This window comes from Streptomyces botrytidirepellens (assembly GCF_003721215.1).
GTDB classification, from domain to species: domain Bacteria; phylum Actinomycetota; class Actinomycetes; order Streptomycetales; family Streptomycetaceae; genus Streptomyces; species Streptomyces himastatinicus.
On the sequence record NZ_RIBZ01000132.1, the window covers coordinates 1 to 10,856 of the forward strand.

Sequence of the window (10,856 nt, forward strand, 5' to 3'; positions counted from 1 at the left end):
CCAAGCCAGAAGTCACACTCAGGCCAACGGACGCCCTTCGCCATGGTCGCGGCCAGCCCAGACATCGGACTCATTCATCTAGGCCCGATGGCGGTGAGCGCCAAGACGGAGGAAATGCGCGCCAGGTGCCCACGCCGGGGTAGTTACTCACGGCTGCCTCGGTAAGTGGCCGTACGTGGGGGATTCGAAGTGGCCGCTGTTAGCTGGGTGAGGATGTGGGTTCGGAGTAGTTCGAATGAGGCCCGTCCATACATGGCTCGCTTGAGCGTTTTCACGCGGTTGACGTGTCCTTCGACGGCTCCGGAACTCCAGGGGAGGGTGAGGCCGGCGGTGACGGCGTCGAGGTCCCGGCGGAGGAAGCCGGCGAATCCGCTCATCGGTTTCGGCGCGTCCTGCTCGGCCTGGGGGATCCACTGCTGGAGCAGGTGTCCGCGCTGGTGACGCACCAGATCGGCGAACGCGCGGGCGAGGTCGCAGGCGCGGGTGATGTCTGGGCAGGCGAGCCGAACCTGAAGCAGCCGCTCCTCCTGGCTGTCGGTGAGCGTGTCGCGCGGACACATGATCCATGAGGTGATCTTCTGCGGGCTGGGAATGTCGGCCCGGACCGGTTCGGCGGTGCCCGCGCGCAGGGCGGCGAGGTGCTTGCGGACGACCTGGCGGCTGCCGAGGTAGCCGCGTTCACGGATCTCCAGGAAGAGGCGGGTGCCGCTGACCTGGCCTTGTGCTTCGGTGAGGAGGGCGTTGAGGTATGCCTTGAAGGGTTCCAGGACGCCGTTGGGCCGTCGGTCGCGGGCGGAGACCAGCATCTGGTCGAGGTCAGTGTCGCGGAAGCGGCGCGCGGTCCTGCGATCGAGGTTCAGCCTGCGGGCGATGGCACTGATCGTCCAGCCCTTCTCCAGCAGCCGGTGGATGTCCTCGTAGCGGTGGCGGGTCCGTTCGATGATCTGGGTGCGGGGCAGCTCGGCGGGCGGTAACAGCATCGGTGGCGGCTCCGGCACCTCCGTTTCCGTCTCCTGCTCGGTGTTTTTGCGCAGGCAGTTGCGATGCTGGTGGCAGGTCTTCTCCACCGCGGCGGACAGGTTCTGCAACAGGTGCCAGCGATCGGCAACTTCGAGGGCGTCCGGGGCGGCTTCCTTGACCGCCTTGGTGTAGGCGGTGGCCCGGTCGCGGCAGATGATCTCGGCGCCGGGATGCTCGGCCAGCCAGGCCGCGAACGTCTCCGAGGTGCGGTCGGGCAGCACGTCCACGACCCGGCCGGCTTCGACGTCGACCAGCACGGTGCCGTAGGTGCAGCCCTTGCGGAAGGCGAACTCGTCCACCCCCAGCACCCGCGGGGCGCGGTCCGGCACCGCCGGCGCCTTGAGCCGTCGCAGAAGCCGGGTTCGGCCCGCGGCCAGTCGCAGCCGGTGGCACAGCCGCGCGGCCGGTCGGCCGCCCAGCTCGACCGCGGCCGAGCGCAGCAAGCCCGTCAGCCCGACGCTGGAGCGGCGATGCCGCTCGGTCAGCCCGCCGACCTGCTCGACGAACGGCCTGCGGGAACAGCTCCTGCGGTCGCAGAAGTACCGGCGTACCCGGAGCCGGACCACGACCCGGCGGGAGCCCAACGGCCGCTCATCCAAGGAGCGTTGATACGAGCTGTGCACGCGTTGCGCCTGCTTCCGGCAGTCCGGGCACCGGCCCGGGCGACCGGTGGACATCGCCTCCACCACCAGGCCGCCGGAGGAGTCGCTGACGCGCTCCACTCGCACATCGATCCCGGGAAACAGCACATCCTCGACCGTCTTGCTCGCCATAGAAGGGAACACCCTGCTGAAACGATCCCCCGTTCCCGCCCCTGACCTGGGGATTCACGGAACTGCGGACAGAGCCGTTTTCAGGAATCGCCATCACGGCCGCAGCGACCGGTTCTTCCCCGTCGGCAACGGCGAGGCGATCGCGCGCGAGATGCCCGGGGCGCGGCTGCTCGTCCTCAAGGAGACCGCCACTGCGATCCCCGATGCGACGGTCGGTTGAGGTCGCCGAGGCGATGCTCACGCTCGGGTAGAGGACGGCGCGTGCCGCGCGGGTACGGCAACCGCGCAGCAGCGGGCGTCGGAGACTCGACACGGCCGCGCGCCCGCGCCCGCGATATACAAGCTCAGATGTGCGTCGGCTCAGTAGTGGTGGGGCCAGGGTTCGGCCTGGCGCCCGGTGGCGTGGATGGAGCCGAGGAGACTGAGGGCCTGGGCACTGGGGCTGCCTGGTTCGGCGTGGTAGATGACGAGCTGCTGGCCGGGTGCGTCGCGTACGTCGAAGGCCTGGTAGGTGAGGGTGAGGGTGCCGACGTCCGGGTGGAGGAATTGCTTGGCGTCCTGGGTCTTGCCGCGCACGGTGTGGGCGTTCCAGAGGCGGGTGAAGTCCGTGCNTCCTGGGTCTTGCCGCGCACGGTGTGGGCGTTCCAGAGGCGGGTGAAGTCCGTGCTGTGCTCGGTAAGGGTGCGGACGAGTTCGCGCAGCCGTGGGTTGTCCGGGTCGAAGCCGGCCGCCTGACGCAGATTGGCGACGGTCGCCTGGGCCGCCCGATTCCAGTCCGCGTAGAAGTGACGGCTCGCGGGGTCGAGGAAGGTCATGCGGGCCAGGTTGTCCGCCGGCTCGAACGGGGCGTAGAGGGCGTCGGCCAGGGCATTGGCGGCGAGGAGGTCCAGGGTCCGGCTCATGACGAACGCCGGCGTGTTCGGGTAGCCGTCCATCAGCTGGCGCAGCGCGGGACTGACCCGCTCGGCGGAGTGTACGTCAGGCCGGTCGCCCGGTATGGCCCCGGCCAGCCGGTACAGGTGCGCGCGGGCATCCGCGTCGAGGCGCAGCGCGCGGCTGAGCGCTTCGAGTACCTGGGGTGAGGGGTGGCGCTCGCGCCCTTGTTCCAAGCGGGCGTAGTAGTCGGCGTTCACTCCGGCCAGGACGGCGACCTCCTCGCGGCGCAGGCCGGCGACTCTGCGGGCCCCGTAGCTCGCCATGCCGACGTCCTCCGGCCGCAAGTCGGCGCGGCGTGTGCGCAGGAAGTCTCCGAGGTGGTTGTCATCCATGTGTTCAGGCTAGGCGGCAGCCCGGTGTGCTGCCCGGGTGTGCCGCACCCAGGCAGCACGCGTCCTGGTTGATGGCCGCTGACCTGCCCAGAGTCGGTGGAACGGGAAGGACCGCACCAACCGGGGAGAGGAGTCCGCCATGTCACGGACCGCTGAGAGCGACCACGTCGACGTGGTCGGGATGTGGGTGACCGCGGACGGTCATATCCGCCAGGAGCTGCTGCCGGACGGCCGCTACGACGAAGCCCGCGGCGAGCGGCGCAGCGCGTACACGGGCCGGTACACGGTGACCGGCAGCCACCTGGACTACATCGACGACACCGGGTTCACCGCGACGGGCGACATCCGGAACGGAGTGCTCTACCACGAGCACCTCGTGCTCTACCGGGAGCAGAAGGCGCCGTAAGAGAGGCCGCCGCCAAGGTCGTCCTGGTCGCCGGGGCGAGCAGCGGGATCGCCGGGGCGGCGGCCCGCCCCTGGTCGCCGACGGCGGTTTCAGCGCGGGGTGACCGACACCGGCGGACAAAGAGTCCCGACGCAGCAGTCAGCATCAACGAGAATCAAGGACCATTTTCATGACAGGACAACGACTTGACGGCAAGGTCGCGCTGATCACTGGCGCGACCGGCGGCCTCGGCACAGCGACCGCCGAACTCTTCGCCCGAGAAGGTGCCCGGATAGTGATCACCGACGTCGCCGAAGGTCCCCTGCGGGCCTTGGCCCACCGGATCGAGGCACGCGGCGTGGAGGTCGTCGCCGCCCGCCTCGATGTCTCCTCCGCGCGGGAGTGGGACGAAGCGATCACCGTCGTACGCGACCGGTTCGGAACGCTGGACGTGCTCGTGAACCTCGCCGGCATCCTGGACTGGCCGGGTATCGAGGAAACGCGGGAGGAGGCTTGGGACCGCGTCATCGACGTGAACCAGAAAGGCACATGGCTCGGCATGAAGGCGGCGATGCCGCTCCTGCGCGCGAGCGGCAACGCGTCGGTGATCAATACCTCGTCGGTGCTCGGCCTGGTGGGAAGCGGCGCGGCCGCGGCTTACCAAGCGTCCAAGGGCGCGGTGCGCCTGTTGAGCAAGACCGCCGCGGTCGAGTACGCCCGGGAGGGAGTGCGGATCAACTCGGTGCATCCCGGGGTGATTGCCACGCCGATGATTCAGGAACTCTTGGACGACCAGGGCGACCAGCAGCCGGACATCCAACGCACCCCCATGCGCCGACCCGGCCGCGCCGACGAGATCGCCCCCGCAATCCTCTTCCTCGCCTGCGACGACTCCTCGTTCGTCACCGGCTCGGAGCTTGTGGTCGACGGCGGGCTCACCGCGCACTGAGCAGCTCGGCCGTGCGACGTCCACAACGCCGCCGCGCCCCCGTGAGCGCGTCAACGGCTCCGCCCACCTGGCCCGGTCGCCGCGCCACCGCACAGCAATCCAGGTGCCCCGCACCGGCGCCTGCACTCACCTTCTCCAGGGAACGCACCATGACACCTGCACCTCCGTCAGCCGAAGCCGCCGAGTTCACCGGAAAGGTCGCCCTCGTCACCGGGGCCGCGCGCGGCGTGGGCAAGGATACGGTGGCGCTCCTCCACGCCCGCGGCGCCCGCGTCGTCGCCGTCGACCTACGCCCGGACATCAAGACTCTGCCGGACGAGTTTCCCGGCGTCCTCGCGATGAGTGGCGACATCACGCAGGAAGAGACCGCCGCCCGAGCGGTGCAGTCAGCCGTGGACGCCTTCGGAGGACTGGACATCCTGGTGAACAACGCCGGACGCAGCCTGAACAAGCCCGTCACCGAAACCACCGCCGAGGACTGGGACGCCGTGATGGCAGTCAACGCCCGCGGCGCCTTCTTCTGCACCCGCGAAGCCTTCCGGGCCATGAAGGCCCGCGGCGGCGGAGCCATCGTCAGCACCGGCTCCTACACCTGCACCGTCGCCCTGCCCGAAGGCGCCGCCTACAGCGCGTCGAAGGGCGCTCTGGCCCAGCTGACCAAGGTGCTCGCCGTCGAGGGCGGGCCACTGGGCATCCGCGCCAACATCGTTGCCGCAGGCGTCATCGAGACCGATTTCCTCGACACGATCCGCTCCGACAGCCGTGCGTACCTGGCGTCCTTCGCCAACGCGCAACCTCTGGGCCGAGTGGCACAGCCCGAAGAGATCGCCGAGGTCCTGTGCTTCCTTGCCTCACCACGCTCCAGCTTCATCACAGGAGCCGTGGTCGCCGCTGACGGCGGTTTCACCGCGGTCTAGCTCAGTCCGCTTCTTAAGTCGCTCGGATTCTGCCACGGTTCCGGGGGAGGCAAGGCGTCGCCGCAGTCCCGGTCCCACCTTGCGTCGACGCATGGCCTGACGAGGGGTGGCGCCGGGTGGCGCATGCTGTTCGGGGGCGCTGGGCGGCTGGATCGAGGCGGAGCACCTCCACGGCTGGGTCCGAGCCCCGCAGCCCGAAGCACTCCCCAGCCCACCGACGGACCTGGGCCCCGTACCGCGCGCGGCAAGGCGGAGGCAGGACGACGAAACTCTGGAGGCCAACAGACCCCGAGGTCCACGTCGTCCAGGACGGCATCCGGCGCACTCGACGAGCGCGTGACATTCCGGCTGACCCCCGGTGCCGTGGGGGGGGGCTGTTTCCACCACAGATCCGGGAGTCTGCCGGAGCGGGAAACCGCGGCCGCGCTTCTAGCGTGCAAGTACCCATCTCACCGCTGGAGCCGCACCCATGGACCGGATCGACACCTCACGCCGCACCGTGCTCACGCTCGGCACCACCGCGGCAGCAGCACCATGGCTTGGCGCGGCCCCCGCCCAAGCCCAAGCCGCGGCCAAGGCCCAAGCCGCGGCCAAGGCCCACGCCGCGGCCCACCCCGCGGCCACGCCCACAGGACTGGACGAGCTGGGCATCACCGAGCTTCGCCGGCGGATGGCCGAAGGACGACTCGACGCCGAACGGCTCACCCGCCACTACCTGGAGCGCATCGAACACATCGACCCGCTCCTGCGAGCGGTGATCGAGGTCAATCCCGACGCGCTGAGCGAGGCCCGGCGCCTGGACGCCGAGGGAGACCGTGGCAGACCGCTGCACGGTATGCCCGTCCTGCTGAAGGACCTGGTGGAGACTGCGGACCGCATGCACACCACGGCCGGATCGCTCGCCCTGCGGGGCCTGCGGCCGTCGGCGGACGCCACGGTCGCCGCCAGGCTGCGCGCGGCCGGCGCCGTCATCCTCGGCAAGACCAATCTGAGTGAGTGGGCCGGCGGGATGTCGCTCACCCACCACGCGGGCTGGAGCGCCCGCGGTGGGCAGACCCGGAACCCGTACAAGCTGGACCGGTCACCGAACGAGTCCAGCTCCGGCACCGCGGTCGCCGTCGCGGCCAACCTGTGCGTCGCCGGAATCGGCACCGAGACCAACGGCTCGATCATCGACCCGGCCTCGGCGAACTGCGTCGTCGGGGTGAAGCCGACCGTCGGCCTGGTCGGGCGCGGCGGCGTGATCCCCGGTGTGCCGAGCCAGGACAGCGTCGGTCCGATCGCGCGCACGGTCCGCGACGCCGCGATCCTGCTCGGCACCCTCGTCGGGATCGACGACCGCGATCCGTCGACCGGGGCGAGCCGCGGCCGATTCCACCGCGACTACACCCGCTTCCTGGATACCGACGGGCTGCGCGGGGCGCGCATCGGCGTGCCGCGAGCGGTGTACTTCGGCTACAGCCACCACGCCGACGAGATCGTGGAGCGGGCGATCGCGACACTGCGCGAGGCCGGGGCGACGGTGGTCGACCCGGCCGACATCCCGACAGCCGAGCAGCTTGAAGACCTCCCCAGCTCGACGGTCGTCCAGGTATACGAAATCAAGCGCGCGCTGAACAACTATCTGGCCGACGCCCCCGGCGACCACCCGCGCAGCCTGGCGGAGCTGATCGCGTTCAATCGCACGCACGCCGACCGCGAGCTTCGCTACGTGCGGCAGGACGGGCTGGAAGCGGTCCAGCAACTGGACTACACCGAACGCGAGTACCGTCAGGCCCTGGCCACCAACCACCGGCTCTCACGCACCGAAGGCATCGACGCGGTGCTGCGCCGGTTCCGCCTGGACGCACTGGTGATGCCGACTACCGGCCCGCCGGCCAAGATCGACCTGATCCGCGGGGACAGCTACGGCGGCGGCGCTTCGACACCGGCCGCACTCGCCGGGTACCCCGCGATCAGCGTCCCGGCCGGCTTCGCGTTCGGCCTGCCAGTCGGCCTGACCTTCATGGCTACGGCGTGGAGCGAGCCGACCCTGCTTCGCCTTGCCCACGCCTACGAGCAGGCCAGCCGCGTCCGTCGACCGCCGACCTACCGACAAGCCGATGTCGGCTTCTGACCCGGATCGACGACCGGCGGCGTGGTCCGCGGCCTCCCGCATCGGGTTCGGCGGCAGCCGTCAAGGGCCGCGAACCGCCTGAAGTGGAGGCGACCTCGACGCCGCCCGGGCGGCCGACCGCGAACTGATGTCCCACCTCAACGCGCCACGTCCCAAGGTATCGCCAAGGTAGCCGATCAGCAGCTGACGCGGCTGGGGTCGGCTGGATAGTCGGGCAGGGCCACGGTGCTGCTGACTTTCTCCCCCAGCCTGAGCATTCCGTTCAGGAACAAAGGACGAGACAACACGGTGTTGCGGAACCGTATGCCGGCGACGGTGCCGGGCGCGAGGAACTTCCCGGTGCGGTTGCCGCCTGCCTGGCACCCCCTGGCGTACTTCCGGAGCCTGCTCTCGTACCGGGTGAAGGCCATCCGATGGTCGCCCTGGGCTCGCGCGAGCTCGCCGGCCAGCACGTAGGCGGCGACGACCGCGGTTCCCGTGCCCATGCCACCGATGGTGGCCCCGCAGGCGGCGTCACCGACGAGGCACACTCGCCCCGTCGACCAGGTGTTTACGTCCGCCCGGCTGATCGAGTCGAAGTACAGGTCAGGGGCCTGGTCCAGCGTGCTGAGCAGGCGGGGAACCTCCCAGCCGAGGCCGGAGAACGCCTTGTCGATCAGACGCTTCTGCTGTTCGGGATCGTGGCGGTCGTACGCCAGCTCAGGCGCGGCGAATACAAAGAACGCCCCTGCCTGCGCCGGGTCCCGGTGGTCGGCACCGACGGAGGTAAACCGACCCGGGACGTTGTACCCGATCGAGCCCTTTCCCAGGCCCAGGTCGTTGGGCAGCTGCCAGGTGGCGGCGTAGTAGCCGAGGTGGCTCACATAGCGCTCCTCCGGGCCGAAGGCGAGGCGGCGGACGTTGGAGTGCAACCCGTCCGCGCCGATGACCAGGTCGAAGTCGCGCGGCGCTCCGCGTTGGAAGTCGACCCGCACACCGGATGAGGTCTCCGTGAGGCTGGTGATCGAGTCGCCGAAGATGTACTCGGTGTGGGGGAGGCTGTGTTCGTACAGCACTCTGGCCAGGTCTCCGCGGAGCACCTCTATCTCGCCGCCGGCGAACTCGGCCGGCAGATGAAGCAGTGTCCGGCCGAGTTCGTCGACGAAGCGCACCGGGCTGCCTCCGGTCTGGACAAGGCGTAGTTGGGGAATCAGGCCCATGCGCTCCAACACGGTCAGGTGTGTTTCGCCACGGAAGTCGACGGCCTGACCACTCTTGCGCAAGGCCGGGGCCAGTTCGACGACCGTGGGCCTGAAGCCGTGGCGTCCCAGCCAGTAGGCCAGCGCCGGACCGGCGATACTCGCGCCGGAGATGAGGACGTTCCTGTTCACGGGTTCCTCCCCTTCAAAACTGTGTCCATCGGACACTAATAATTACTGTGTACCGTAGACACAGTTGGGTTGGCAAGGCCGGGCAGGAGGGGTGGCAGACATGGGTGGCGAGCACGCCGAGCTGGTGCGGCTGCTGTGGGGTCCGCGCCCCAAGCCCGCGCGGGGTCCCCGACCAAAATTCGATCTGGACCGCATCGCGCGGGCCGGGATCGAGATCGCCGACTCGGAGGGGTTGGCCGAGGTGTCCATGCAGCGGGTCGCCGCCCAACTGGGCGTGACCAAGATGGCGCTGTACCGGTATGTGCCAGGCAAGGCGGAGTTGGTCGCTTTGATGGTGGACGCCGCGATCGGCCCTTACCCGGCGGCGAAGGCGGGACGCGGTGGCTGGCGAGAGCAGTTGGAGGAATGGGCCGGCCAACTGCTCACCGTGTTTCGCCAGCACCCCTGGGCGCTGGACGCCACCATCGGGCCACGGATCCCGGGACCTGGAGAGCTGTCCTGGCTGGAGCACGCCATCTCGGCCCTGGACGGCACGGGGCTGAGCGGTGCCGAGCGGATGGACGCGGCTGTCCTGCTGGTGGGTCACGTGCGCGGCATCACCCAGCAAGGCCGCGCAGCAGGCCCCGCGGGCAACCCCGAGGCCCAGCTCGGCAGCATCCTTGGCGATCTGATGCGGACACACGGCGAGCGATTCCCCGCGCTCACCAGGGCCCTCGCGTCAACAGCCCAGTCCGACGGGCAGGATCAGGCATGGGAGTTCGGCCTGCAGCGCATCCTGGACGGCTTGGCCGCACTCATCGACAAGCGCACACGCTGACCGATATGTGCATCACAGTCGGCCGGCCTGCCCTGCTCATCGCCGCACGTTGACAGGAGCCGGTCACCGCCGGCCAGGTGCCGCGCCTTGCCCTCGACGAACGACCGGCTACCTCAGACGCCCCGGCCGAAGGCCGAGCACCGAACGAGACGCGACAGCGCGTTTCTCCTGGCCATCGGTTACCGAAAGCGCCCACATGGTCAGCGGCTCATTGGGCGAACGTGCGGGGTGGCTGTCCGGTGATGCGTTGCACGGTTCGGTGACCGGGGCGGTGTGTCCGACGGTCGGCCAAGGTAGCCAGGATCGCTTCGAGGTGGGCGGTCCCGGCGTCGTGGTGGTCGGTGGGGGATCTGTTGGCGAGCAGGAGGGGGATGGCTTCGTAGTGGGTGGTTCGCAGGGCGCGTTCGAGGAGGCGGGCGAGGCCTGTTTGCGCCGCCGTCCACCGTTCCGGCTATCGCGTCGCCGCGCGACCGTGTGCGTCTCGTGCGGTCAGATGGGTTGTGGCCGGCCGAACAGCAGGTCGTAGCCGCGGGGAAGCTGGAGCAGAATCTGGTTCGTCAGGTCGTCGCCGGCGAGGTCGGCCACGACGCTGAGCACGGCGCTGACATCCCACGTCGCGGTCTTCTCGGTGGCTCCTTCGATCCATGCCGCTGTCGCGCGGATGAACCGCTCGGGGGAGAGTGGTTCATGCGCTTGGAGGGGGTTGAGCAGTACCAGTGCGACGGTCTCCGGGAGCCGGGCGGCGAGTTCCGCTCGTACGTCGCCCACCAGGTGAGCTCCCAGCAGAGCGAGGACAACGCGTGATGACCGCTCGGCCTCCTGCCGTGATGGGTATTCGCCTCGCTCCTCGACCGCTGCCAAGAAGGCGTCCCACTGTGTGCGCACAATCGTTCCTCCTGATTTCCCGGGCCCGGTGCTATCGCCGGTGTCCTTGGCGTGACCGCTGGGACAACGGAGGCGTTGCCCTCCGGCGGTTTGCCCTCCTGGCGCGGCCTCGGGGGCCGCGCCAGGAGACGGGCCGGCGATCTGCGTGGCCGGCGATGCCGGGGTGCCCCTGCCCGGCGGCAGGGGCCAGGTGGCTACTGGTTGGGTTCGGCGGCGCTGATGTCGCTGAGCGCGGAGTCGGGGTCACGCTCAAGGGCGAGATCGCCCAGGGAAACGATGCCCACCGGCCGGTTCTCTTCGACGACGGGCAGTCGGCGCATGGCCCGCTCCCGCATCAGCTGCACCGCTCGGTCGGT

Annotated in this window: 11 protein-coding genes and 1 pseudogene; 6 read left to right on the forward strand and 6 right to left on the reverse strand. The window is 69.7% G+C overall.

Translation table 11 applies throughout. The features are described from left to right. Positions 1–143: 143 nt before the first annotated feature. Positions 144–1,793 (reverse strand): ISL3 family transposase, encoded by a 1,650-nt coding sequence (locus tag EEJ42_RS10125; RefSeq protein WP_123099630.1) that lies wholly within the window; start codon positions 1,791–1,793, stop codon positions 144–146. Between EEJ42_RS10125 and EEJ42_RS52660 the strand changes: the two genes are divergently transcribed. Continuing rightward, positions 1,783–2,013 (forward strand): hypothetical protein, encoded by a 231-nt coding sequence (locus EEJ42_RS52660; protein ID WP_246096318.1) that lies wholly within the window; start codon positions 1,783–1,785, stop codon positions 2,011–2,013. The genes EEJ42_RS10125 and EEJ42_RS52660 overlap by 11 nt on opposite strands. A gap of 140 nt (positions 2,014–2,153) precedes the next feature. Here the strand turns inward: EEJ42_RS52660 and EEJ42_RS54855 are convergent, their stop codons facing one another. Further along, positions 2,154–2,369 carry an MmyB family transcriptional regulator gene (locus EEJ42_RS54855; protein ID WP_484422003.1) on the reverse strand — a complete coding sequence of 72 codons (216 nt, stop codon included), beginning with the start codon at positions 2,367–2,369 and terminating at the stop codon, positions 2,154–2,156. Between the two features lie 95 nt (positions 2,370–2,464). Beyond that, positions 2,465–3,061: pseudogene (locus tag EEJ42_RS10135) on the reverse strand (helix-turn-helix transcriptional regulator); the annotation flags it as partial. Positions 3,062–3,200: 139 nt separating this feature from the next. Here EEJ42_RS10135 and EEJ42_RS10140 point away from each other — a divergent pair. The 4 genes from EEJ42_RS10140 (at position 3,201) to EEJ42_RS10155 (ending at position 7,428) form a co-directional block, all read left to right on the forward strand. Further along, entirely contained in the window at positions 3,201–3,467 is a 267-nt protein-coding gene (locus tag EEJ42_RS10140; RefSeq protein ID WP_123099631.1) for an Atu4866 domain-containing protein, read from the forward strand. A gap of 169 nt (positions 3,468–3,636) precedes the next feature. After that, positions 3,637–4,395: an SDR family NAD(P)-dependent oxidoreductase gene (locus EEJ42_RS10145; protein ID WP_123099632.1), complete on the forward strand. Its 759-nt coding sequence runs from the start codon at positions 3,637–3,639 to the stop codon at positions 4,393–4,395. A 149-nt stretch (positions 4,396–4,544) separates the two neighbouring features. Continuing rightward, a complete protein-coding gene (locus EEJ42_RS10150; RefSeq protein WP_123099633.1) occupies positions 4,545–5,312 on the forward strand; it encodes an SDR family NAD(P)-dependent oxidoreductase in 768 nt (255 codons plus the stop codon). A 469-nt stretch (positions 5,313–5,781) separates the two neighbouring features. After that, positions 5,782–7,428 carry an amidase gene (locus EEJ42_RS10155; RefSeq protein WP_123099634.1) on the forward strand — a complete coding sequence of 549 codons (1,647 nt, stop codon included), beginning with the start codon at positions 5,782–5,784 and terminating at the stop codon, positions 7,426–7,428. Positions 7,429–7,604: 176 nt separating this feature from the next. Here the strand turns inward: EEJ42_RS10155 and EEJ42_RS10160 are convergent, their stop codons facing one another. Next, on the reverse strand, positions 7,605–8,798 hold the full coding sequence (locus EEJ42_RS10160) for an FAD-dependent monooxygenase (RefSeq protein ID WP_123099635.1): 1,194 nt from the start codon (positions 8,796–8,798) through the stop codon (positions 7,605–7,607). Between the two features lie 100 nt (positions 8,799–8,898). Here EEJ42_RS10160 and EEJ42_RS10165 point away from each other — a divergent pair, with 100 nt between their 5' ends. Next, positions 8,899–9,615, forward strand: coding sequence for a TetR/AcrR family transcriptional regulator (locus EEJ42_RS10165; RefSeq protein ID WP_123099636.1), 717 nt, complete (start codon positions 8,899–8,901; stop codon positions 9,613–9,615). Between the two features lie 489 nt (positions 9,616–10,104). Here EEJ42_RS10165 and EEJ42_RS10170 read toward each other — a convergent pair whose 3' ends face one another. Beyond that, complete coding sequence (locus EEJ42_RS10170) at positions 10,105–10,500, reverse strand: DUF2267 domain-containing protein (protein WP_123099637.1); 396 nt, start codon at positions 10,498–10,500, stop codon at positions 10,105–10,107. A 194-nt stretch (positions 10,501–10,694) separates the two neighbouring features. After that, positions 10,695–10,856 (reverse strand): CBS domain-containing protein (locus EEJ42_RS10175; RefSeq protein WP_123099638.1); only part of this gene is annotated, 162 nt, incomplete at its 5' end.